The sequence below is a fragment of the Nostoc sp. JL33 genome (assembly GCF_017114985.1).
In the GTDB taxonomy this organism is placed as follows: Bacteria; Cyanobacteriota; Cyanobacteriia; order Cyanobacteriales; family Nostocaceae; genus Nostoc.
In genome coordinates, this window is record NZ_JABXKP010000106.1 from 40,637 (window position 1) to 62,673 (window position 22,037).

The window sequence follows — 22,037 nt, forward strand, 5'->3', positions numbered from 1 at the left end:
TCTTTCCCACTTACTTAGTATGGTGGAACAGTCTTAATTTATATCGGAAAGCTTAGGGTTTATACTTACGCACTAGTTCAGATATGTACACTTTAAATACCACTTAAATAGTCAAAAAAATTCACAGTATTCCTAAGTATTTAATATCAAAGTTTACTCAATCTTTAAGGAAAATACCTGACAGAAAAACAGTCTGAAGCGACAATTAGATATAGGAGTTTCCAAGCTCCAAATTATGTTTAAGACAAATATTTGTCATTAAATAAAAAACCGGGGTACTTCAGACTAATTTTTATGCGAATTTTAATTTACTCCTACAACTACTATCCAGAGCCAATTGGTATTGCCCCACTGATGACTGAACTAGCAGAGGGACTAGTCAAGCGTGGGCATCAAGTGCGCGTAGTCACCGCTATGCCCAACTACCCTGAGCGTCAAATTTACCAGGAATATCGGGGCAAGTGGTATCTCAACGAATACAAAAATGGCGTTCAAATTCAACGCAGTTACGTTTGGATTCGTCCCCAACCCAACCTATTAGATCGGGTGTTACTGGATGCTAGTTTCGTTGTCACTAGTTTTGTACCCGCTCTCATCGGTTGGCGTCCAGATGTTATTCTCTCAACATCGCCATCCTTGCCAAGCTGTGTACCAGTTGCTCTTTTAGGATGGTTACGTGCTTGTCCTGTGATCTTAAATCTACAAGATATTTTACCAGAAGCAGCCGTCCACGTCGGTCTAATCAAAAATAAATTGCTCATCCAGTTGTTTACATTATTGGAAAAATTTGCTTACCATAGTGCCAGCAAAATTAGCGTTATCGCTGATGGGTTTGTGGACAATTTGCGATCTAAGGGCGTAGAAGCTGACAAAATTGTGCAAATTCCCAACTGGGTTGATGTAAATTTTATCCGCCCTTTGCCTAAAGAAAATAACCCTTTCCGGGCAGCACATAATCTCAATGGCAAATTTGTAGTACTTTATTCTGGTAACATTGCCCTAACCCAAGGCTTAGAAAGCGTCGTCAAAGCTGCTTCTGTGTTGCGCCATATCCCAGATATTGTTTTTGTGATCGTTGGAGAGGCAAAAGGTTTACAGCGATTGCAACAGGAATGTCTAGACTGGGGCGCAGATAATGTTTTGCTACTGCCATTTCAACCGCGCAAATATTTGCCACAAATGTTAGCAGCTGCCGATGTTGGCTTGGTGGTGCAAAAGAAAAATATTGTATCCTTCAATATGCCGTCAAAAATTCAAGTGCTACTTGCCAGTGGAGCGGCTTTAATTGCCTCTGTCCCTGACAATGGTACAGCAGCAAAAGCCATCAGGCAAAGTGGCGGCGGAGTTATCGTTCCTCCAGAAGATCCCCAAGCTTTAGCAATGGCAATTTTAGATTTGTACCAAAACCCCGAAAAAGTCAAAACTCTGGGTTATAAAAGTCGCCAATATGCCGTCGAAAACTATGCTTTTGAGCAAGCTTTAAATCAGTATGAGTCATTGTGTTACTCATTGACGGCAAATCGGGGAGCAATTCAGTCAACAATAGTTACAAAACAAGAAGTTTAATCTCCGGCACTAGAGTTAGATTACATACCCGCGCCTTCAGTGCGATTATACTTAATTCTACCCTCAGTATCTAAGTCAAAATGGATTTGAGGGTAATTTATTATACTTAAACAATACAGTAATAGACCAATACGCTTGGGTAAAGGAAATGTATCTGTTGAAGAAGTCTGAGCCGTTCGCGGAGCGTCTGGTTGGTGCAGCCTCCAGTAGAGAAGAGAGGCTCCCGACGATCGCGGACTCACTAACCCCCGCTCAGAACTTCTCCTGTCAAAGACGCTACGCGAACGCAAGGGAGCATCACACTTTTGGTAGACCAGGCATGAATCTGCTGTGTTGTATTGTAGTTTTTAGTAGATAGCCTAAAACATAGATGTGGCGTTACCTGTAAATTATTAGTGCTGGATGGGGGAAATAACTATCCAGTTTAAAAAGGTAACAAAAGCTTAATTTACATGCTTTGTTTGCTCATGCCTCGTTGCACTAGCTTTAGAATATTATGCTGTTTAATTAGTCTGCGTTTATTTTCGCCAGAAATTCTTATTGAAAAGCTATTGGTTGATTTATCGCTGCACAATAACCATCCGCAACTGCACAAAAGCTGATGTCGAAATCTAAACAGCCAATTATCAAACTAGTACAGCACGGCATAAATAAACCACCGATTCCAAATCAATGAAACGCTTACGGTGCATTAATTTTGAATTTTGAATGCAAGAATTTTGAATTCCGCCTTGTGGTACTAGCCCCATAGACTCCTGTTTTTTTGTTAGTATTCAAAAAAACCTATTGACACATTTGTCAGATCAATTGTTTGTTGTTTGTAAGTAAATGTAAACAATTGTTTCAAAAGAAAGAAAGCACCTGAGGTTTAATGACTGATTATTTCCAAGGAAATTTCCCATTACAATCTGTCCCACTGACGAAGAGTGTGGTAAAGAGCCACGCCCAAACCGAAGAAGCGAGCGGAGTATTAGCTGCAACGATAGCAGAAGCGGCGTCAGATCGTAAAGCAGGTGAGATTATATTGCTCAAAGTAGCAGAGGTATCTTACCTAGCTGATTACTTTGTGATGATGACTGGCTATTCTAGGGTACAAGTAAGGGCGATCGCTCAAGCAATTGAAGGCAAAGTCGAAAGTGAGTTGCAGCGACGTCCGATAAGGACAGAAGGAAAACTCGAAGGGAGTTGGGTACTACAAGACTACGGTGATGTGATCGTTCACATCATGATGCCCAAAGAACGGGAGTTTTATAATTTAGAAGCGTTCTGGATTCATGCAGAGCGTATTTCCCTTCCAGAATCTGATGAGGGTGAGGGTAAGCCAACATGATTAGGTCTTCGGTTTCAAATTGCCCAGTTCCCACAGACCAACAACCTCTGAATGAGTACGAAGAGTTAAAAGCTTCCTGGCTGTTTCGTGATAGCACTTTAGATTGGCGCGAGTATATCACGAAAATTGTTTGGATATGGGGTTTATCTTGGCTCTTCGCAGGGCCTATAGCTGCGGGAAGTTTTCCCCCTCACAAGTATATTGCACATTTTATGCTCTGTGGTGCAGCAGGAGCGAGTGTCGGAGTAGTGCTGGCACTGGTAAGGTTGTACTTAGGCTGGTTCTACGTGTGCGATCGCCTTTGTAGTCCCACAGTATTTTATGAAGAGTCAGGCTGGTACGACGGCCAAACTTGGACGAAGCCACAGGAAGTCCTCAACCGCGATCGCTTGATTGTTGCATACGAAATCAAACCTATTCTGCGACGGTTACAATTTACCTTTGCTGGCTTGGCGGGAATGTACGTTATTGGTACTATAGTTTGGCATTTGTTTTAAAAGTTAGGAGTCAGGAGTTAGGAGTGATTAGTTAATAATTCATAACTCTTAACCGGAGGCAAAGCGTCTCCGGCTGTACTCCTAACTCCTAACTAAAAAAAGGTGATAAATATAAACCCATGACAATGGGAAAACGAACTCAAGCCGCAGCACTGGAAGTCCGGTTGCTGCGGGAAGGTATTATTGAATCCAGGCATATAGTCCAAGCTGTTGTATGCGACGAACGAGGACGGGTTCTAACCGTTGCCGGAAATTCTGAAACTGCTGCATTTATCCGTTCAGCCCTCAAACCATTTCAGGCACTCGCAGTCACCACTACAGGTACACTGGAACGCTATGACCTCAGCGATCGCGACTTAGCAATTATTACAAGTTCCCACAAAGGAACAATAGAGCAAGTCCGACAGGTATTTAACATCCTTTGGCGGGCTGATCTTGACCCAACTGTACTCCAGTGTCCGATTCCTGAAGGTAAGCGGAGTCCTCTGGAATACAATTGCTCTGGTAAACATGCAGGCATGTTAGCTGTTTGTCAACAACGCCATTGGCCCTTGAATAACTACTTGGATCGCAAGCACCCAATACAGCAATTAATTTTGGGCAAAGTAGCAGAGTTGCTGCGAATGCCAGCTGAGGAATTTATCAGCGCTCATGATGACTGTGGCGCACCGACTTATTTGATGCAACTCGGTCATATGGCCTCTTTGTATGCGCTGTTAGCCTCTAGTACCAATTTGGATCTGGAGCGCATTGTCCGTGCTATGACTCATCACCCCGCGATGGTAGCAGGAGATGGAGAATTTGATACGGAACTGATGCGCTTAACTCCAGGGGAACTGGTCAGTAAAGCTGGTGCCGAAGGAGTGCAGTGCATTGGTAGACTCGGTGAAGGCATGGGATTGGCAATCAAAGTCATGGATGGGGCAAAACGGGCAAAATATGCCGTTGCTATTCACTTACTCCAGCAAATGGGTTGGATTAGTCCCAGCGCCGCCGAAAGCCTCTGTGAAAAGTTTGTTACCTTGGGAAAATACAAGCGTTTAGAAGTAATTGGAGAATTATCATTTTTGTAGTTGCCAAACTCTTGACTATAGGTTATGCTATAAAAGTCAAGAGCGACGCGGGATAGAGCAGCCTGGTAGCTCGTCGGGCTCATAACCCGAAGGTCAGTGGTTCAAATCCACTTCCCGCCACCAAATAAAAGATAAAACAAAACCCCCCAATATTTAAATATTGGGGGGTTTTGTTTTATTTTGATCTATTCTGGAAGAAATAGCCATCCAAAAAGCGCGGAGACTCATGGTTGTGAAGTTGCAGCGACCAATTTTAGTGGGAGGATTGGGACTGTCCTTTTCTCTGTGGATGTTACAAAGTTGGCATCATTCAATAATGCAGGTGGGTGAATTTAGTTTATTGAGTGCCCTAGCTGTAGGCGGTGGTTTGTGGTTATTCCGACAAAATCGCCCGAAAGACAGTTTAGAGCAGCTAGATGGTATGCTCGTAAATCGGGCGACTGTAGAAGGTGCGATCGCTAAAGCTGAAACTGTTATTAACCAACTGGCACAAGAAGCAGAAAACCATCGGGCGTTAGAGACACTCAGAGAACGAGTAGGCCAATTGTTGTTGGAATTAGACAGGCAAGAAATTAAAGTTGCTGTGACTGGCGGTAAATCCGTAGGTAAAAGCACTTTAATTCAAGTGCTAAAGCAAAATGTAGAGACACGAAATTTTGTGTCTTTAGAAGAAACAGCACCTTTATTTAGAGAAGCGGGAGACAATTCAGATACAGATGTTTTAGCCGAAGTGGCAAAATCAGATTTTGTTCTGTTCCTGACTAACGGTGATTTGACAGACTCAGAATTTCAAGCCTTACAGCAGCTAAAAGCAGCAAATCAGCCCACAATCCTGGTTTTAAACAAACAAGACCAGTATTTAGCCGATGAAAGCGCTAGCATTTTGCTGTCATTGAAACAGCGAATGCAGGGAAATGTAGTTGCAACTGCGGCCTCTCCCATTTCCATCAAAGTCCGAAAGCATGAGGCTGATGGTTCTGTGCAAGAGTGGATGGAACAACCAGCACCAAATATCCAGCAGTTGAGGGGGCAGTTGGGTGAATTGGTACAGCAGGGACGACAACGCCTGATCTGGGTAACAACCATGAGAAAAGCTGGGTTGTTGAAAGCTGAGGCGAAAAACTGGTTGAATGGAACTAGACGCGATCGCGCCACCCCAATTATTGAACAATATCAATGGATAGCTGCTGCTGCTGCCTTTGCTAACCCAGTCCCAGCCCTTGATATCTTGGCGACTGCGGCAATTAATGCTCAGATGGTAATGGATTTGGGTAATATTTATCAGCAGAAATTTTCCTTGGAACAGGCGCAAACCGTAGCTGGAACAATGGGAAGTTTAATGCTGAAATTGGGTTTAGTTGAACTTTCTACAAAAGCGATTAGTACTGTTCTGAAAAGTAATGCCATTACCTTTGTTGCTGGTGGTGTAGTGCAGGGAGTAAGTGCAGCTTATCTGACTAGAGTAGCAGGGTTAAGCCTAGTTGAATATTTCCAACAGCAGGAAATAGCTATAGATTCTGGAACTGGTTTAAATTTGGAGAATTTGCGGCAAACTTTGCAAAAGGTGTTTGGGCAAAATCAGCAAATTGGTTTTTTGCAGGGGTTTGTTAAGCAAGGTATGAAGCGTTTGTTGCCAGAAGTACAGCAGGTAGAAGTAGTTGGTGTTGAGAAGTTTGTAGGTTAAGTTTACGCAGAGGCGCAGAGTTTTTCTTTGCGCCTTTGCATTAGGCTAAAAAATATGATAATTGTTGCGACTCCTGTTTTGAGGATAGGTAAATCATGAAAACGCCTTATCTTACAAATCCAGAAGGTGTTTTTAACAAAGATTTGTTAGAAACTATTGACATAAATGAGCTTCAAAACCTAGTTATTCAAACTAGACACAGGTTGGAAGAACGTATTAGTTCCCAATCTCCAGCCACTTCAATGTTTGTACAAATAACTCATTTGGCAGCTTCAGCTGAAGCGGCTAACGACTTATCAATAAAATCTCATAAATTCCAAGAAGCAAGTAATCTAGCTTTCAAACTTGCACAAGAGTATCAGGAAAATAACCTAAATACAGTTTTTGAATTATTAAAAAATTATTCATATTTATTACAAATAAATAAAAAGTTTTCTCTGGCGTTATATTACTTAAATTTAGCCAAGGAAGCTAAAACTAACAATAAGAAAGCAACACAATACAAAAACTATACTGAAGCCTTCAAATTACTCACAGAAGTTGTCACAAATTATTGGAAGCGTTGCCCGACCTACGTCCGTTGGATGCTAGATATTTCAGCTAACAAACTGCTTGTAGATCAAGAACTGGGGCAAAAAAAAGTATTGTCTGAAATGAAGTTTTGGTTTCAGATGCTTTTACCTTCAATCAAAAGTTGTAAAAACTTAGTTGCTAATTACAAAAAGGCAAAAAAAGAGTACATACGTTCTGTATTAATTAACGTAGAAATATATCCAGATTTATATCTTCCTTCAGCAGAAAATATTAATTCTATTAAAGAATATGGTTTAACTCTCGATGATGTTCTTTCCGTACATAAATATGCATACCGGGATACGAAATTTCCTCAATTACAAGCCGTTCTATATGAAGCGATAGAAGAAACTATACAAATGATGAAAATGGGTGTAGATATTAGCGATCCATTAGTAATTACACCTGTGGGATGGATAGCACAAAAATACCCAGAAATTTCTAAATATTGTAATCAAATTCTCACAGAATTAGTAGAAAAGCAATTCAGTAATCCTTTGTTAGAAAATGAGGATCAAACAATGACAGGTGAGTTTTAACAAAACAATATATCAAGCATGAACTGGGAAGAATTAAAAAGTGAGGGAGATGTTGCAGTCAAAAAGGTTTGTGATGGATTAGAAAAAAGAGGTATTAATGTGGGAAAGTCGATTATGAGTCAGTTTGGTATTGATGAAGACATTCCCGTGTATGATAGTTTAGGTAATAAACTGTTTTGGATATCTGTAAAAAGCGTGCCTGGAAACACTACAGATCCTAAGAAATTGCCACCAGGTTATAAAGGATGGATGTGTGGCGAAGTAGAAAGTAAACAGTGGATATATCCACCTAAAGTAATTATTTGGTATTGTTTAAAGTCTAATGTAGCTTGGGGAGCAATAACACCAAAACGTCCTAGTACTGAGTGGTTTATTTATCCTGATAGGTATGGCATCATCAAAGATCAGCGTAAAAGTTATCTATCAGGTGAAATTTATTACATTTATCCATCTTATTGTGTGCCAGTTGAAAGAATCATCAATAAAGACCAAGTTATTGAATATATTAAACAATTATCCAGTCTTTAATTTAGAATGCGCGATCGCTGTTGTATTTTCTCCTTTTTTGCTGGCTCAGGGTTCCTAGATTTAGGTTTTGAAACCAGCGATTTTAACATTGTTTATGTCCAAGAAATATTCTCACAATTCATGCCAGCATATTGCCATTTACACGGGGTTCACTTTTTACTTTTTACCTGTTAAGCAGAGAATGATAGTTGTGTGGTGCTATAAGTAAACCTAAAATTTACCCAAGCCTATTTTTAGGCTTGGGTGTATTTAAGAATTATCGTGATTGCGAGTTACCAAAAAATTGTGAATAAGGGTAGTTAGCTAAACAGCACCACTGTTTCTATTAAATAGAATAGCTATAGTTTTGAAAATTAGCTTTAAATCGTACACCAAACTCCAATTTTTTTGATACTGCAAATCCAGGCGAATTACATCTTCAAAACTACGGACTGTAGAACGTCCATTTACTTGCCATTCGCCAGTCATACCGGGTTTAACATCGAAACGTTGCCACTCCGGTACTTCGTAGCGTTCCACTTCATCAGGCGTGGGTGGTCGGGTGCCTACTAAACTCATTTCTCCTTTGAGGACGTTCCAAAATTGGGGTAGTTCATCGAAACTTGTTCGCCGTAAAAAGCGCCCTACCTTGGTAATTCTGGGGTCATTCTCATTCTTGAAAAAAGCACCTTGCACTTGATTTTTAACTTCGGATTTCTTCGCTTCCGCATCCACACACATGGAGCGGAATTTCCAAATTTTAAACCGCTTCCCCATCCAACCACAACGGGTTTGACTAAAGAAAATGGGCCCAGGATCATTAATTTGAATAGCGATCGCAATCGGAATAAACAAAACTCCTGTAATTAATAAACCGATCACTGACCCTACAATGTCTAATAACCGTTTCATCCAAGATGCCACAGAAGGGTGAGTAGTTGGTAACTGCTTTTCTTTACGGGAAGTTGTCTTGCGATTATCTACTAAGTCTTCTTGTTCTATTAGCGACCCATCGACCACAAGCTCTAGGGGAAAAATCTGATCCAATCCCGTGAGTTTTAGAACTGCCATTACCTGAGGTGTTACATTCCGTAGTGTTAATGTAATCCCTTTCGCCTGGGCGTATTTAAAATTACTTACCAGGGCACCTAAACCACTACTATCCATAAAAGTAGTTTGGTGAAAGTCAATGATGATTTGCTTGGGATGTGAATTCGGCTGGATTAAGCCTTGGCACGCTTGCTTAAAGCCTAAAGCCTCTAGCACGCTCAACCGCGTGGGCATCTGCACTATAGCCGTGTCGTTTAGGGAATTAACTGGGAAATCGACCTCTGTCGGTTGGCTAGTCATGAAGCTCTGCACTTTCGTTGCCATGTATAATGTAATCTGTCAAACATTATTTTGTCCGAGAAAATTACTTAACCTAATATTGGAATCAGTAGTAATAAGGACTAATTGCTATTTACTGGGGCTGAGATTGGAGATCGCCAGCGACGATTCACAATAGAACAAGAAGCCAAAAAACATCCTTGCTGTTGTGCCGACGCAGCGCGATCGCGTTGCTCTGATCAAATGATTGCTAAAACTACGCTTACACCTACTGCACGCCTGATTGAGGTCTTTTCTGCCATTCAAGGGGAAGGACTGAATGTAGGGACACGTCAGATTTTTATTCGTTTTGCTTTGTGTGATTTGCGCTGTCACTTTTGTGATAGTGCCCAGACTTGGAATGCACCTGCGACTTGTCGGATAGAGCGATCGCCTGGATTGCGCGACTTTGAAATCCACTCTAACCCTGTCCCATTACCAATATTAATGGAATGGGTGGAACGACAAAATCTACCTTGTCTACACGATAGCATTAGCTTAACTGGGGGTGAACCACTTCTTCATGCCCCATTTTTAACCCAGTTTCTACCCGAAGTGCGAGCCATAACTGGTCTACCTATATACTTAGAAACTGGCGGGCATCGCCCAGAACAACTAGCGATGATTCTCCCCTACTTAGACTCTGTGGGTATGGATTTCAAATTGCCCAGTGTTAGCGGCGAAAGTCATTGGCAAGAACATAGTAAATTTCTCCAATTATGTCATGATTCATATTTAAATGTTTTTGTCAAGATAATTGTGTCTCAAAACACAGATCCCGCCGAGTTGGAACGTTCAGCTTTGCTGGTGGCAGAGGTTAGTCCAGATATCTCAGTATTTTTACAACCTGTTACGCCTTTGGCAGCATCTGAACAATTTTCCCCAATACCTGTGCTTGCGCCTTCGAGCGATCAAGTTTTGACGTGGCAAGCTTTGATGAAGGGGTTTGTCAAGCAAGTGCGCGTGATCCCCCAAACGCATAAAATGCTGAATCAGCTTTGAGGAGTGAGGAGTTTCAAGTTTGAAGTTCACTCATAATTCATAACTCCTGTACAGACGCGATTAATCGCGTCTCTCCTAACTCCTAACTAATTACAGTGCGCCCTCATCTGTAGTTTTGGATTTAGCTTTTGCCTTATTGGCACTGCGTTTGAGGGCAGAGAGCCTTGCTTCGTATCTCGACCGTTGGCGCTTACTAGGAGTATTGTCAATCAGGGTTTTCAAGGCGCTACCAAGACTCTTGTAGGCATTGGGGAGGCTATAACCAAAACGAGTTGCCAAGGCGATCGCTTTCTCATCAGCATTGAGCAATTCTTTTAGTTGCTTTTCCCCACTATTCTTTTGGTACAGTCGCCAGCCTGACACACCACAGAGCGACAAAGCTAACACCAGCAGCAATGCATCTTGTACCCACAATTCGCCGACAGCACCACCTAAACCGATGGCTAGTGCTGCCATTTCCCAACCATCTTTAGGAATTGTGTCATTTTGAACGCGAGCAACTTCATGCCAGAACAACAGATTACGCTGATCCATTGCGAGGGCATCCCATTTCACCAAGTCAATTTGAATTTCTACCTGGTCTTTACCAATTTCTTCGCAACGAACCAGGGGTGGATTGACCTCAGTTGTGCCTTCAACCGTGACCCAGCTCTGTAATTCTGGCGGTAATAAGCCTTTCAACCGCCGTAGTTCACTCATTTCCGCTTTGGCAGAGGAGGTTGCATAGGATGTCATAATATCCAGCCCCAGAAAATTTCAGTATATAGTGAGGGTATCACTTTGGAGTATAGCTATTTAAGTGATGATCCGGCTCACTCGCCCTTAAAAGTTCCTCGCTTTTTTCGCGCTTCCATTGCTTTTTCCAGCAAATCTAGCAATCCTGGGGCTTCTTCTTGGATACTGAGTAACAATCTTTCCCCAAGTTCCATATTCCCCGGATCAATACCTGTTGTCATCACTTCTTTCAGGCGAGGTATTGCTATGCCATCCACAATCTGAATTAACCCACTCAGACAACGGTGAAATTGTTTTTCTGTGAGAATCGAGTCTTCTAGAGGAAACTCAATAATGGCACGGATTTCGCCATCGGATGGGTCATACTCCCATTGCAACATTTTGGTTTCCCAGGAAATGGCAAGCATTGTCTGTAAGATAGCTCCCTTGTGAGGATGGTCTTGAATTCCTGCCAGAACTTGAGGGGCAAATACCCGAAAAAATTTTCCCTCTTCATCCAGCTGGACAACTATTAGGAAATCTTCTAGATTATCAGCCTCCACACCTGTTATAATTCGGTCTTCTTCATCATCCAAACGGTAGTCCCAACCAAGGTTATCTAAATAGTTGGCAATCTGTTTGAGGTTAGCTCCCATAAAAGCCTCATAAGGAACGTGGAGCAGCTGTTAACAGACCTAGTTTAACCTGCTAGGGGAGTTGTTTAGGTTGGTGTGGCTACAAGCGATCGCATAGAAGTATGCAATTAGGGTATTGGGCATGGGGCATTGGGCATTGAAGAGCCGGAAAAATAGATGATCGTTCGGCGCTGTGAATGATATTTTCTTTTATGACTCTTGTTCATTATTAAAGAAGCAAAAATCACTATTTTTCAAATATTAGCCAGTGAAGGATATAGTACTAACTCGCTAAAATTTTAATATTTTCTTCTAGGTTGAATGGATGTATTACTAATTGAACCTCACACGACTAAAGTCGCGTGATTCCTGCTTCAACGATCTCCGCCTGAATTGCTCCAGGACTTACAAGTTCTTCACAGGCGTTTAAAGCCTCCGGGATACCCACGGCGGCTACGCCAGGTGCTTTATGCCGGGAAACCCGTCCACCGCACTGGCTCATTAATCTCAAGCCCTCACCCAATATGTTCAAAGCTGCATTATTGTCTCTCAAATTATAACTATTACAACCAGGGCAAGACCATTCACGCAGCTTTAAATCTTTGACTAGTGGGTTAATAAAACCACAATGGTTGCAAGTCTGAGATGAGGGGTAAAATATACCAACTTTCTGCACAATTCTGTCATGCCACAAAGCCTTGTATTCTAACATAGTAACGAACTTAGTCCAACTGGTATCAGAAATACTTATTGCCAATTTGCGATTCTTCACCATGTTGGCAACTCGCAAATCTTCGATACAGATAATACTGTTTTCTTTGATTAAACGAGTTGAGAGCTTGTGCAAAAAGTCATCTCTCAGATTTGTAATTCGAACGCAAGAACGAGCCAGCTTGATTTTCGCTTTGACTCGATTACTACTACCTTTTACAGTGCGGGATAGTTTTTTGTGTGCTTTACGTAATTTCCTTTTTTGAGTCCGGTAATATTTGGGATTATCTACAATTTCACCATTGCTTGTAACGAGATAAGATTTAATTCCCAAGTCTAAGCCAATATTTTGAGTAACTTGAGAGTGTTTCTCTATCTCTGTTTCACACAAAATACTAGCAATATATTTACCTGATGAAGTACGAATTAGCGTGACATTTACCAGCTTCCCTTCAATATTTTGTGATTTGTGGAACCTTACCCACCCTAACTTAGGAAGTTTTAAACGATTCTCTATTAACTGAATATTCCCGTTGGTCAGGTTAGTTTTGTAAGACTGCTTGCATCCATGCTTCTTTTTGAATTTAGGGAAGCCGACACCTTTCTTGCCTTTGGTTTTCTGATTATCAGAGAAGAAGTTTTTGTATGCTGTCTCTAAATTCTTGAGTGAGTTCTGCAAGGCAAACTTATCTACCTCTTTGAGCCATTCAATCTCTTTTTTAAGCAGAGTTAACTGCTGGCTGCAAGCATTGTAGTTTAGGTTTTTTTGTTCAGTACTATATAACTCTTTTCTTAATGCCAAAAAGCGGTTGTACACAAATCTTGCACAACCGATAGTCTTGTTAATTAAGACTTCTTGACTGTGTGTCACGATCAGAGTAACTTTAAACGCTTTTTGGATGGTCGGCAACTTTTTGCAATTATTAGGATAGACCTTAATTTTAACACGAAGTCACGCTCAATATAGAACGCCTAACTCATGACTGGAAGTCACGAGTGTGCGGCTTGAAGAAATCAAAAACCCGCCCCAGTCAGGACTACGAAGCCCAACAATTCCCCCCGGTTTCAAAACTCGCCACACTTCCCGTAACGCCTGCGCTGGTTCTTGGAGATGCTCAAACAGCGCATGAGAAAAGATTGCATCAAATGAGTTATCCCAGAAGGGTAGAGCATATATATTTCCCTCCAGAAAATTAGCATTACTAACACCTTGAGTAAAAGCACTTTCAGCAGCTATGCGAATTTGAGAGGCTTCTCGATCAATACCTGTAAGCGTACCAGGAGCGATCGCTTTTGCTAAACCTAAAGCGATCGTCCCAGGTCCGCAACCACAATCTAACAATTTCATCCCTGGACGTAAATAAGGCTTGAAAAACGCACCATGAGTATCTAAGCTGCGTTTTGCCATGAAATTCGTCGCATTGCTTGAATAGCCTGGAGTATACTTTTCCTGCATTGCTCTGATTCCCTGCGATATTTGTATAAGTATCATAAGCAGGTACTTTTCAGATGTCCAATATATATTTAAATAAAATTGAAACTTATAAAATATCAAAAAAATGGAATTGCGACACCTGCGCTACTTTATTGCTGTCGCTGAAGAACTGCACTTCAGTAGAGCCGCCGAGCGATTGCACATTGCTCAACCGCCCTTAAGCCAGCAAATTCAGCAACTAGAAACACAATTGGGAGTAGAACTGTTTCAGCGTAAAACCAAACGACAGGTGCAGTTAACGGAAGCTGGACAAGTATTTTTGCAAGAAGCTTATCAACTTTTAGCTCAACTGAAAAAGGCAATTGAGCTAACCCAAAAAACAGGAAGAGGTGAAAAGGGACAATTGCGAATCGGGTTTACCAGTTTGGTAACTTACGATTTGCTTCCTGTAATTTTGCGACGGTTTCGAGAACAATTTCCAGAAGTAGAGTTGATTTTGCAGGAATTAACCACAACTCAGCAGGAGCAAGCACTACAAGAACGTCGCATTCATGTAGGCTTTGCCCATCCACCGTTAGAAGACAATACACTCAATCAAGAGTGCATTCAGCGAGAAGCTTTAATTGTGGCTATGTTAGAAACTCATCCCTTAGCTGAACAAGAAAAGATTTCAGTGCGATCGCTAGTAAACGAAAACTTTATCATGTTCCCTCGCCATTTGGGGCCCGGACTTTACGACCAAATCGTAAGTCTTTGCCAGCAAGGAAATTTCAGCCCAAAAGTGACTCAAGAAGCGATTCAGATGCAGACAATTATCGGATTGGTTTCAGCGGGAATGGGGATTGCGATCGCACCGTCTTCATTGCAAAATCTTCAGAGAGTTGGTGTAGTTTATCGCGCTGTAGAGGAGAAAACACCATTAGTAGAAACGGCTGTAGTGTGGCGGGAAGAAGATATGACACCTGTACTAAGGGAATTTCTGCAAGTTGTCATGAGTATCTGTGGTTAATTGATTAGTTGTCTCCACGCCATGTAAAAATAATTTGTTCATCAGCTTGCCTAAACTCAATATTAAATTTATCAAATACAACTTCTCTTCCTAGAAGTAATTGTTCTCCACCTGTATTAGTTTGTAACCATGCCACAGCAGCAATAAAACTGTGTTCATCAATTGTCATTTCAACATTACGTAAAACATACTCAACTCTTCCACCGATGGTTTCTGCTAATAATGTTGATTCGGCATCAGCCAAAGCATAGCCTAAATCTTGACCGAGTTTGAAGGAAATTAAACTTAATTCAGCACCAGAGTCTACTAACATTATTGTAGAAACTTCTATATCTTTATGCTTCAGCTTTACATGATAATTTGGTTGCCAATCATGCCGAGCAACTGTACGAAAGCGAATTGGGAGAATTTGGATAGAAGCAGTGCGACGCGGAACTAAGTAAATTACAAATAGCTGTTCTGAAGCCTCTGCCAATTTTATAACTTCACGCAGATTTTCACTGTGAGCGATTAAGCCATTAGCATTGTAAGCAATATATTGATTTTTATATAAATCTAATAACATTTGGCGATTCTGGTTTAGCCACTTCAGCATTTGCTGACTTTCATCGGCAGAGGGTGTTTTATTCATAGATTTTGCTGACAATTTCAGCCATTTTCTACCAGCTTGCCTTTTACTTATGATTGTATCTGCGATCGCTCTGCATCTTCTGGTTAAAATGAGCGATCGCCTTAACTAAAATAATATTCCAGCCTGAATAACCTTTATTAATCATAATGATATTTGCAAGTCAAAATAATCAATAAATCTTCTTGCAGCTTGTAAACTAATCTATGTTCATCTGTGATCCGCCTTGACCAGTAACCTTGTAGTTCATATTTTAATGGTTCTGGCTTCCCTATCCCCGCAAAAGGATCTCTTTGTATATCTCTAATCAGTTCCAATATTTTTTTGAAAATTTTCTTGTCTTCTGTTGCCCACTGACCTAATTGTTCAAAAGCTTCTGGTTCAAAGGCAACTTTTTTCATATTCATCTAAATCTACATAAATTAGGTTTCCTTCTTTTACATTCTCTAAGGCTTTGAGCAGATATTTTTTATTAGTTTCTGATTTCAGAAGATAGGTAGTTTCATCTTCTTCATCTGGTGCTTCAACTAACACTATGACTTCTACAACAGTTCCTTCAGGTAATTCCGTTGCAGACAGTTCAATCTTGCCATCTTTTCCAACAATAGCCTTTTGTTTAATTCCACTAAGCATAATTCTTATTTACTCCCATCTTTACCACTTTATTTTAACTGTATTTGAGTGAGATGAATTTGAGCGATCGCTCATCTGCGGTTCATTCAATCCTCTGGAGGATGCCAACCCGCAAGTACCCAATAACTGGAACTTCCAGTGCATCTGCATCATCACTCAAATGTAGAACTACAATAGTTGCTCTACCAGTCGGCGTTTTGCCAACAATACGTAGACCATCTTCACTCCAGCCAAAATGCTCTAACCAGACTTGAGTACGAGGGTTAAATAGCCTTACCGTTTCGCTCGTCTCTGGATCAACCCCTGTAGTTTTATCACTTTTGTAGCGATTACACAGGGGACAAGCTAGCCATAAGTTTGATTCATCATTGCTACCATTTTTAGATATGGGAATAATATGTTCAATTTCCAAACGTGCCATTACTAAACGCTGAGGACTTAAACAATAGCCACAGCGATTTTGAGCATCGGTGCGGACACGACGTTCTATTTCTACAGAAATGTAAAAGCGGGCCATTGCTGTTAATTGAGGGCTGGTTTCAAGCCGCGTTCAACAGCCACTTTTAAAGCTCTTGCTTTACTTACTAAGCCATGTCGATAGACCTGCATTAGTTCATCTAGTTGACGAATTTCTGCATCATTCAGCTGTCCCTCTCGGTGACGCGCTTGCAAGTCACTGAAAACTTCTTGCTGCTGAGTTTCCATCTGCATATCGCATATAGCCAAAACCTGCTCATCGGGTAGAGACTCCAGAGGTAGTTCGGTAATGGCGCTCTCAATCCATTCTAGTAATACATCTTCAAGTCGCCGATGTGTGAAAGCAGCGATTTCCTTTGCTTTTTGTGCCAGTGTTTCAGGAAGTTGAAGGGTGACAATTTCAGCCATTTTCTGCCAGGTTGCCTTTTACTTATGATTGTATCTGCGATCGCTCTGCATCTTCTGGTTAAAAAGAGCGATCACTTTTCTTTTTTAGCGTGGGCGGTTCGTTAAAAAGAGCGATCGCTATTAGAGTTTTAAATCTTACCAAACAGAAGTACAAGCAATATCCCAACTAGGAATCAGCTTTCATGATTGGCTTAAATTAACTCCGTCTACAGAAATTAAACCAGACGGCGCAGAATTAATGTACATAATTCCATCCAAACCTTTAGAGTTACAGCCTTCCATCTGAACTAATTACAGGATTAAAGATGAATTAATCAAGGTCAATAAAGTCTCTAGGAGTAATAATCTGGTTTTGATATTCGGCTAGGGTCTTGAGTGATAAAAGGTCTTGATCTCCTGTGATTACAAATTCTGCATTGGCATCTTTAACAAGTTCTAAAAATTTATTGTCATCTGGATCTCTACAGGTGTTTATTTGAAATTTTATTTCTATAAATTGACTGTATTTTTTAATTATGTCCAAAAAATCTTGTCGGTCTTCATCTGAGATATATTTATCGAACTTACGTTTGTAAATTCGTGTGTTTAATTCTTGATAAGTTTCATCACTTTGAGCAATTTTGAATTCTTTATAGACTTTATCTAGGGCTTTACGGGCTGTTCCATTAGGACTTAGAACAGCACTAAGTAAAACATTTGTGTCAATGACAATTAGTTTATGATTCATCGGCGAGTAATTCTTCTAGAGTTTCTTCGGTTAATCCTTTGGCTTGAGCATTTCTGCCGATTCTGTCAAAAACACTAAGTAAATCTTCATCTTTATTATTTGAAGAGGTTTTCTTTATTTCTTGAATAAGTTGTTCTTGTTCTTGTGCGGGAAGTTGTAGGACAAGATTAAGAATTTGCTCGAAGGTTAGGGGTAGTTGATAGGTTTTTTGAGTCATGGTGAGTTCTGGAGTTAGGGAATAGAAACTTGTTAGCTTTTTTAATCAGGTTTGAGCCAGTTTTCTACTTTTAAATCACGATTCCTCTATACCTTGGCGAATTGCATTATCCATATCCTCAAGAGTTTTGGGTTTACCTTGATATTTTAAGCAACCTGCTACATCATCTAATTTAGTTTCTGGAAAAGATTTCTTAGGCTTTAAAAGAATTCCATCACCCATATCAATAATAATAAATTCTTGACCTACTCCCCATTGATCAGCTTCCCGCAAAGATTGGGGAATAATTACTTGTCCTTGAGAAGACAATTTTGTAATTTCCATTAACTTAAAAAGTAAAAAACTAAGACTAATATAAAAATTTTAGCATTTTTAATTATCCCAATCTCTCCTCTTCCTCTGCGTTCTCTGCGCCTCTGCGGTAGCCTGCGGCAAGCCGCTCCGCGTCTACGTAATAAAAAAGGCGAACCCAAAAGTTCGCCCATAATATCCTATTATGATGTTGCTCAATAAAACCCAAATCTAAATCTTCGCTTCTTCTCTCACCAACTTATCCCAACCCAAATCTTTCAAATTATTATTCCGACGTAGCGGACGAGTCACTAACTCTAACATGTCACGCGCATTCGTAAAGCCGTGAATTTGAGCAAAAGTGAACTCCACCGACCACTTAGTATTAATACCCCGTGCTTCCAACGGGTTAGCGTGAGCCATACCAGTAATTACCAAATCTGGTTTCAACGCATAAATTCGCTGAAGTTGATTGTAATTATCCGGCTTCTCTACAATCCTTGGCAGGGGTGAATTCATTTCCTGGCAAGTTTTCTCCAGCAATGCCAACTCAGCAGCTTGATAGCGCTTATCCATGTAGGGAATGCCGATTTCGTGAACTGTCATCCCACAACGGATTAAGAATCTTGCTTGGGAGACTTCCAGCAAGTTATCACCCATGAAGAATACAGACTTACCGCGAATCAGTTTCACATAATCTTCCAAACCTGCCCAAATTTGTGCTTCCCGTTCATCCAAACCCTTGGGAGTAATACCGAACACCGAGCAGATTTTCTCAATCCAAGCGCGGGTGCCATCGGGGCCAATGGGGAAGGGTGCGCCAATGAGTTTACACTTGCGGCGACGCATTAAGGTGGTAGCTGTGCGGCTGAGGAAGGGGTTGACACCAGCGACATAATACCCTTCTTCCAGTACTGGCAGTTCAGTGAAGCGCTTCGCGGGTAGCCAGCCGGAAACTTTGATGCCTTGTTTCTTCAGTTCCAAGGTTAACTGAGTAACCACGGGATCGGGAAGGGAGCCAAAGAGAACCAGTGGTGGATGATCCACGTACTCAGACTCATCTTGGGCGACATCTTCTTTCTTCTTACCGAAGTTGAGCAATTTAGCGATCGCATTACGTTCAATTTTCTCTGTTTCCGCCACCGGAGCCTTATCAGGGCAACGGTTAGCCATAGCAGCTAATACCGTGTCTTCCCCTTGGGTGAAGGCGTAATCTAGACCATTTGCACGCGCTACAACGATGGGAATACCGATTTCGGATTCCAGCTTCGGTGCTAAACCTTCCAAATCTGTTTTAATAATTTCGGTAGTGCAAGTGCCAATCCAGACAATTACACTCGGATTGCGATCGCGTTTAATTTGCAAGCACAACCGCTTTAACTCTTCATAATCACTCAGTTGTGCCGAAATATCGCCTTCTTCCAACTCTGCCATTGCATAGCGGGGTTCAGCAAAAATCATCACCCCCATCGCATTTTGCAGGAAGTAGCCACAAGTTTTTGTCCCAATCACCAAAAAGAAGCTATCTTCAATTTTTTGGTATAACCACGCCACGCAGCTAATTGGGCAAAAGGTATGGTAATTCCCAGTTTCACATTCAAAGCTTAAAGCTTCTGGTTGTTGAGCGACAGTCATTTTGGTTTTTTCTCCCCTTGATTTTCAAGTTAGGAGTAATTAAGTGATGAGTTAAGAGTGATGAGTTATGAGTGATGAGTTATGAGTTTTTATTCCTAACTCCTAACTCCTAACTCCTAACTTTTTTAACTCCTAACTCTAAACTCCTAACCCCCAACTTAGTAATTATGCGTTAGGGAAGAGGCGGGCAATTTCTGATTCATCAAAAACGCCTGCTGGCAGTTCTTCCCCCAAAAAATCGTTACTTTCTTCAGCCTTTTGCAAAGCTGTTTGATCACCCCAGACATCTGACAACACGTCTTTAAACGCATTCTCATCTAATGGACTATCCTCAAACGCCTCGTCGTCATCCAGCTTCATTTCCATTGCAGCTGTTGCATCGAAGGCAATTTCCCCAAACTCATCTGCTTCTAGACTAGCGATTTGGAGAGACTCATCTTTTGAGTCGTATCCGTTGGATGAGGAAATATCGCCAAAGGCATTTTCGGTTTCCTCCAACTCGCCGATCCCCAGACTTTGATCATCAGAATCCACGATTGCGAACTCTTGAGCTACCGCCACTGAAGCAAAGCCATTTGTATGAGAATGTGTCAATGTTTCATCTTCAGGCTTTTCGTCAATGACAACTGCTGAATCATCTCCGTATTTTTCCGGTTCTGGGTTGATGGCAAAGCGATTACCGAGAGCGAAATCTGGGTCAAAATGCAAATCCAGCACCTCAATCAGCGTATCGGCGTCAGGATTAAGTTTGGCAAAGGGCAACATTAACTGCGCTAGCTTTGGTTCTAGGGCGTTAACTACTCCCAGGATGAGGTAAGAAGGTGGTCGCTTCCCGCCATCAGGCGTATACACTGATTCTACTTGCATGTGCAGGGTAATCCAGTCTCGATTGTTCTGGAAAAATTGCAACCACTTTTGCTTTAATGAATCCGTAAAGCTGTGAAAGAAAGCCATATTATTGTTCCCCATCCTGAGAAGTTGGTGATTTATACAATCATCAAGTCTAGTTCCTCTTCTGAATTAGGAACCTGGGGTTTACCCGGATTTAAATAAAAATCGGACAACAAAGAGAACAATTCCCGATCTGGTGTGTCGTTAGGGACAACACCTTCGGGACGCGCCAGAATTTGGTCAGCGATGTTGAGATAGTAATCGCAAACGTAGTCTAGGGAAGGGTCTTGCTCTGCCATCTCAAACAAAGTTTTCCCTTTCACACGGGAAACACGGATATCTTCAATCAAAGGCAAAACTTCTAGAACTGGCATGGGCACTGCTTCTATATATTTTTCAATCAAGTCACGTTTGGAGGTGCGGTTGCCAATTAACCCAGCTAGACGCAGTGGGTGAGTTCGGGCTTTTTCGCGGACTGAAGCAGCAATCCGGTTAGCCGCAAACAAAGCATCAAAGCCGTTGTCTGTAACGATCAGGCAGTAATCTGCATAGTTGAGTGGTGCAGCAAAACCACCGCAAACTACGTCACCCAGAACATCAAAAAGAATTATATCGTATTCATCAAAGGCGTTGAGTTCCTTAAGTAATTTCACGGTCTCACCGACTACGTAGCCGCCGCACCCAGCACCCGCAGGTGGGCCACCAGCTTCTACGCAATCAACACCGCCGTAGCCTTTGTAAATCACATCTTCCGGCCAGACATCTTCGTAGTGATAGTCCTTTTCTTGGAGGGTGTCGATAATTGTGGGAATCAAAAACCCAGTCAGGGTAAAGGTGCTGTCATGTTTCGGGTCACAGCCAATTTGCAGCACTTTCTTGCCACGTTTAGCTAGGGCGACCGATATATTACAGCTAGTCGTGGATTTACCGATACCACCTTTTCCGTAGACTGCTAGTTTCACTGTTGTTTGCCTCTTATAGCTTTTTATCAAACTTGTGGCTCAAACATTTGCCTTCACCTGTCCTGAGATGGCGATGCGTGAGGTCTGTTGATGTCATTATTGGGCAAATTACATAGAAAAGAAAGTGGCTGTTAATTTGTAAAACGGTCTTATGTCATGAATTAAATCAAAAATGTATCTCTTTGGGGTTTTATCAGGCTTAAAGACCTTATTAGCCCTAAAAACAGACAATAAAAAGTTTTTATTAATTTTTTTTATAAAAATAGTTACAAAATACAAAAAACTGAAAATCGGCTTTTTTGAATGCTTTTCATAGAATTAGCTGATGTTTATACAACGTGTTTTCAAGGCATTGGGGCGCAGGGCCAAGGGTAAACAGAGGTATATGCAGCCTGATGCTGGAAATATTACTGAAATTTGCGTTAGCGTAGCTCACCGTTCGCGTAGCGTCTCGTAGAGAAGGTATCGCAGATAAATTGGCAGTTTTCAGCCGGTAGCCAAGACCGTTTAATTACTGCTTGAGAG

25 protein-coding genes, 1 tRNA gene and 1 pseudogene are annotated in these 22,037 nt (G+C 41.4%); 11 read left to right on the forward strand and 16 right to left on the reverse strand.

The features are described 5' to 3' along the window. The first annotated feature begins 294 nt into the window (after positions 1-294). The 9 genes and pseudogenes from HWQ23_RS33060 to HWQ23_RS33100 all read left to right on the forward strand — a co-directional run. Complete coding sequence (locus HWQ23_RS33060; protein WP_292838096.1) at positions 295-1,566, forward strand: glycosyltransferase family 4 protein; 1,272 nt, start codon at positions 295-297, stop codon at positions 1,564-1,566. 871 nt (positions 1,567-2,437) lie between these two features. Continuing rightward, complete coding sequence (gene rsfS, locus HWQ23_RS33065; protein WP_292838098.1) at positions 2,438-2,896, forward strand: ribosome silencing factor; 459 nt, start codon at positions 2,438-2,440, stop codon at positions 2,894-2,896. Then, on the forward strand, positions 2,893-3,393 hold the full coding sequence (locus tag HWQ23_RS33070) for a CGLD27 family protein (protein ID WP_292838100.1): 501 nt from the start codon (positions 2,893-2,895) through the stop codon (positions 3,391-3,393). Before rsfS ends, HWQ23_RS33070 begins: the two co-directional genes overlap by 4 nt. 119 nt (positions 3,394-3,512) lie before the next feature. Then, positions 3,513-4,466, forward strand: a complete 954-nt coding sequence (locus tag HWQ23_RS33075) for an asparaginase (RefSeq protein ID WP_292838102.1) — start codon at positions 3,513-3,515, stop codon at positions 4,464-4,466. A 46-nt stretch (positions 4,467-4,512) separates the two neighbouring features. Then, positions 4,513-4,589: transfer RNA gene (locus tag HWQ23_RS33080), tRNA-Met, on the forward strand. Between the two features lie 103 nt (positions 4,590-4,692). Further along, positions 4,693-6,150 carry a YcjF family protein gene (locus HWQ23_RS33085; protein WP_292838104.1) on the forward strand — a complete coding sequence of 486 codons (1,458 nt, stop codon included), beginning with the start codon at positions 4,693-4,695 and terminating at the stop codon, positions 6,148-6,150. Positions 6,151-6,245: 95 nt separating this feature from the next. Further along, the gene (locus HWQ23_RS33090; protein ID WP_292838106.1) at positions 6,246-7,262 is read left to right on the forward strand and encodes a hypothetical protein; all 1,017 of its coding nucleotides are present in this window, start codon (positions 6,246-6,248) and stop codon (positions 7,260-7,262) included. An 18-nt stretch (positions 7,263-7,280) separates the two neighbouring features. Continuing rightward, positions 7,281-7,790, forward strand: a complete 510-nt coding sequence (locus tag HWQ23_RS33095; RefSeq protein ID WP_292838108.1) for a hypothetical protein — start codon at positions 7,281-7,283, stop codon at positions 7,788-7,790. Between the two features lie 6 nt (positions 7,791-7,796). After that, positions 7,797-7,922 (forward strand): annotated as a pseudogene (locus HWQ23_RS33100) (modification methylase NmeDIP); the annotation flags it as partial. A 171-nt stretch (positions 7,923-8,093) separates the two neighbouring features. Here HWQ23_RS33100 and HWQ23_RS33105 read toward each other — a convergent pair. Next, positions 8,094-9,143 (reverse strand): anti-sigma factor antagonist, encoded by a 1,050-nt coding sequence (locus HWQ23_RS33105; protein ID WP_292838110.1) that lies wholly within the window; start codon positions 9,141-9,143, stop codon positions 8,094-8,096. Positions 9,144-9,341: 198 nt separating this feature from the next. Between HWQ23_RS33105 and HWQ23_RS33110 the strand changes: the two genes are divergently transcribed. Further along, on the forward strand, positions 9,342-10,139 hold the full coding sequence (locus tag HWQ23_RS33110; RefSeq protein ID WP_292838190.1) for a 7-carboxy-7-deazaguanine synthase QueE: 798 nt from the start codon (positions 9,342-9,344) through the stop codon (positions 10,137-10,139). 90 nt (positions 10,140-10,229) lie between these two features. Here the strand turns inward: HWQ23_RS33110 and HWQ23_RS33115 are convergent, their stop codons facing one another. The 4 genes from HWQ23_RS33115 to HWQ23_RS33130 all read right to left on the reverse strand — a co-directional run bounded on the left by HWQ23_RS33115 (position 10,230) and on the right by HWQ23_RS33130 (position 13,655). After that, positions 10,230-10,874 (reverse strand): DUF3318 domain-containing protein, encoded by a 645-nt coding sequence (locus tag HWQ23_RS33115; RefSeq protein ID WP_292838112.1) that lies wholly within the window; start codon positions 10,872-10,874, stop codon positions 10,230-10,232. 77 nt (positions 10,875-10,951) lie between these two features. Further along, positions 10,952-11,509: a hypothetical protein gene (locus HWQ23_RS33120; RefSeq protein WP_292838114.1), complete on the reverse strand. Its 558-nt coding sequence runs from the start codon at positions 11,507-11,509 to the stop codon at positions 10,952-10,954. Positions 11,510-11,840: 331 nt separating this feature from the next. Further along, positions 11,841-13,109: an IS200/IS605 family element RNA-guided endonuclease TnpB gene (gene tnpB, locus HWQ23_RS33125; RefSeq protein ID WP_292838116.1), complete on the reverse strand. Its 1,269-nt coding sequence runs from the start codon at positions 13,107-13,109 to the stop codon at positions 11,841-11,843. A gap of 48 nt (positions 13,110-13,157) precedes the next feature. After that, on the reverse strand, positions 13,158-13,655 hold the full coding sequence (locus tag HWQ23_RS33130) for a class I SAM-dependent methyltransferase (protein WP_292838118.1): 498 nt from the start codon (positions 13,653-13,655) through the stop codon (positions 13,158-13,160). A 103-nt stretch (positions 13,656-13,758) separates the two neighbouring features. On the opposite strand from HWQ23_RS33130, the gene HWQ23_RS33135 reads away from it, so the two are divergent. After that, positions 13,759-14,643: a LysR family transcriptional regulator gene (locus HWQ23_RS33135; protein ID WP_292838120.1), complete on the forward strand. Its 885-nt coding sequence runs from the start codon at positions 13,759-13,761 to the stop codon at positions 14,641-14,643. A gap of 4 nt (positions 14,644-14,647) precedes the next feature. On the opposite strand, the gene HWQ23_RS33140 is transcribed toward HWQ23_RS33135, so the two are convergent. The 11 genes from HWQ23_RS33140 to bchL form a co-directional block, all read right to left on the reverse strand. Continuing rightward, complete coding sequence (locus HWQ23_RS33140) at positions 14,648-15,274, reverse strand: retropepsin-like domain-containing protein (RefSeq protein WP_292838122.1); 627 nt, start codon at positions 15,272-15,274, stop codon at positions 14,648-14,650. Between the two features lie 137 nt (positions 15,275-15,411). Next, the gene (locus HWQ23_RS33145) at positions 15,412-15,672 is read right to left on the reverse strand and encodes a Txe/YoeB family addiction module toxin (RefSeq protein ID WP_292838124.1); all 261 of its coding nucleotides are present in this window, start codon (positions 15,670-15,672) and stop codon (positions 15,412-15,414) included. Next, entirely contained in the window at positions 15,653-15,904 is a 252-nt protein-coding gene (locus HWQ23_RS33150; protein WP_292838126.1) for a type II toxin-antitoxin system Phd/YefM family antitoxin, read from the reverse strand. Before HWQ23_RS33150 ends, HWQ23_RS33145 begins: the two co-directional genes overlap by 20 nt. Before the next feature lie 82 nt (positions 15,905-15,986). After that, positions 15,987-16,421: an HNH endonuclease gene (locus HWQ23_RS33155; protein WP_292838128.1), complete on the reverse strand. Its 435-nt coding sequence runs from the start codon at positions 16,419-16,421 to the stop codon at positions 15,987-15,989. Positions 16,422-16,426: 5 nt separating this feature from the next. Further along, positions 16,427-16,789, reverse strand: a complete 363-nt coding sequence (locus tag HWQ23_RS33160) for a hypothetical protein (RefSeq protein WP_292838130.1) — start codon at positions 16,787-16,789, stop codon at positions 16,427-16,429. Positions 16,790-17,099: 310 nt separating this feature from the next. Further along, the gene (locus tag HWQ23_RS33165; protein WP_292838132.1) at positions 17,100-17,516 is read right to left on the reverse strand and encodes a putative toxin-antitoxin system toxin component, PIN family; all 417 of its coding nucleotides are present in this window, start codon (positions 17,514-17,516) and stop codon (positions 17,100-17,102) included. Continuing rightward, positions 17,506-17,733, reverse strand: coding sequence for a hypothetical protein (locus HWQ23_RS33170; RefSeq protein ID WP_094328416.1), 228 nt, complete (start codon positions 17,731-17,733; stop codon positions 17,506-17,508). Before HWQ23_RS33170 ends, HWQ23_RS33165 begins: the two co-directional genes overlap by 11 nt. A gap of 75 nt (positions 17,734-17,808) precedes the next feature. Further along, a complete protein-coding gene (locus HWQ23_RS33175) occupies positions 17,809-18,057 on the reverse strand; it encodes an AbrB/MazE/SpoVT family DNA-binding domain-containing protein (protein ID WP_292838134.1) in 249 nt (82 codons plus the stop codon). Positions 18,058-18,255: 198 nt separating this feature from the next. Next, the gene (locus tag HWQ23_RS33180) at positions 18,256-19,659 is read right to left on the reverse strand and encodes a ferredoxin:protochlorophyllide reductase (ATP-dependent) subunit N (RefSeq protein ID WP_292838136.1); all 1,404 of its coding nucleotides are present in this window, start codon (positions 19,657-19,659) and stop codon (positions 18,256-18,258) included. A 165-nt stretch (positions 19,660-19,824) separates the two neighbouring features. Further along, a complete protein-coding gene (locus HWQ23_RS33185) occupies positions 19,825-20,613 on the reverse strand; it encodes a DUF5331 domain-containing protein (RefSeq protein ID WP_292838138.1) in 789 nt (262 codons plus the stop codon). A gap of 32 nt (positions 20,614-20,645) precedes the next feature. Next, positions 20,646-21,512, reverse strand: a complete 867-nt coding sequence (bchL, locus tag HWQ23_RS33190; protein ID WP_196528135.1) for a ferredoxin:protochlorophyllide reductase (ATP-dependent) iron-sulfur ATP-binding protein — start codon at positions 21,510-21,512, stop codon at positions 20,646-20,648. Between the last annotated feature and the right edge of the window lie 525 nt (positions 21,513-22,037).

Bases quoted from the DNA above. Each gene is read 5' to 3' on its own strand.
- HWQ23_RS33060 (WP_292838096.1), top strand. From the start codon at position 295: ATGCGAATTTTAATTTACTCCTACAACTACTATCCAGAGCCAATTGGT.
- rsfS (WP_292838098.1), top strand. From the start codon at position 2,438: ATGACTGATTATTTCCAAGGAAATTTCCCATTACAATCTGTCCCACTG.
- HWQ23_RS33070 (WP_292838100.1), top strand. From the start codon at position 2,893: ATGATTAGGTCTTCGGTTTCAAATTGCCCAGTTCCCACAGACCAACAA.
- HWQ23_RS33075 (WP_292838102.1), top strand. From the start codon at position 3,513: ATGACAATGGGAAAACGAACTCAAGCCGCAGCACTGGAAGTCCGGTTG.
- HWQ23_RS33085 (WP_292838104.1), top strand. From the start codon at position 4,693: ATGGTTGTGAAGTTGCAGCGACCAATTTTAGTGGGAGGATTGGGACTG.
- HWQ23_RS33090 (WP_292838106.1), top strand. From the start codon at position 6,246: ATGAAAACGCCTTATCTTACAAATCCAGAAGGTGTTTTTAACAAAGAT.
- HWQ23_RS33095 (WP_292838108.1), top strand. From the start codon at position 7,281: ATGAACTGGGAAGAATTAAAAAGTGAGGGAGATGTTGCAGTCAAAAAG.
- HWQ23_RS33105 (WP_292838110.1), bottom strand. From the start codon at position 9,143: ATGGCAACGAAAGTGCAGAGCTTCATGACTAGCCAACCGACAGAGGTC.
- HWQ23_RS33110 (WP_292838190.1), top strand. From the start codon at position 9,342: ATGATTGCTAAAACTACGCTTACACCTACTGCACGCCTGATTGAGGTC.
- HWQ23_RS33115 (WP_292838112.1), bottom strand. From the start codon at position 10,874: ATGACATCCTATGCAACCTCCTCTGCCAAAGCGGAAATGAGTGAACTA.
- HWQ23_RS33120 (WP_292838114.1), bottom strand. From the start codon at position 11,509: ATGGGAGCTAACCTCAAACAGATTGCCAACTATTTAGATAACCTTGGT.
- HWQ23_RS33130 (WP_292838118.1), bottom strand. From the start codon at position 13,655: ATGCAGGAAAAGTATACTCCAGGCTATTCAAGCAATGCGACGAATTTC.
- HWQ23_RS33135 (WP_292838120.1), top strand. From the start codon at position 13,759: ATGGAATTGCGACACCTGCGCTACTTTATTGCTGTCGCTGAAGAACTG.
- HWQ23_RS33140 (WP_292838122.1), bottom strand. From the start codon at position 15,274: ATGAATAAAACACCCTCTGCCGATGAAAGTCAGCAAATGCTGAAGTGG.
- HWQ23_RS33145 (WP_292838124.1), bottom strand. From the start codon at position 15,672: ATGAAAAAAGTTGCCTTTGAACCAGAAGCTTTTGAACAATTAGGTCAG.
- HWQ23_RS33150 (WP_292838126.1), bottom strand. From the start codon at position 15,904: ATGCTTAGTGGAATTAAACAAAAGGCTATTGTTGGAAAAGATGGCAAG.
- HWQ23_RS33155 (WP_292838128.1), bottom strand. From the start codon at position 16,421: ATGGCCCGCTTTTACATTTCTGTAGAAATAGAACGTCGTGTCCGCACC.
- HWQ23_RS33160 (WP_292838130.1), bottom strand. From the start codon at position 16,789: ATGGCTGAAATTGTCACCCTTCAACTTCCTGAAACACTGGCACAAAAA.
- HWQ23_RS33165 (WP_292838132.1), bottom strand. From the start codon at position 17,516: ATGAATCATAAACTAATTGTCATTGACACAAATGTTTTACTTAGTGCT.
- HWQ23_RS33170 (WP_094328416.1), bottom strand. From the start codon at position 17,733: ATGACTCAAAAAACCTATCAACTACCCCTAACCTTCGAGCAAATTCTT.
- HWQ23_RS33175 (WP_292838134.1), bottom strand. From the start codon at position 18,057: ATGGAAATTACAAAATTGTCTTCTCAAGGACAAGTAATTATTCCCCAA.
- HWQ23_RS33180 (WP_292838136.1), bottom strand. From the start codon at position 19,659: ATGACTGTCGCTCAACAACCAGAAGCTTTAAGCTTTGAATGTGAAACT.
- HWQ23_RS33185 (WP_292838138.1), bottom strand. From the start codon at position 20,613: ATGGCTTTCTTTCACAGCTTTACGGATTCATTAAAGCAAAAGTGGTTG.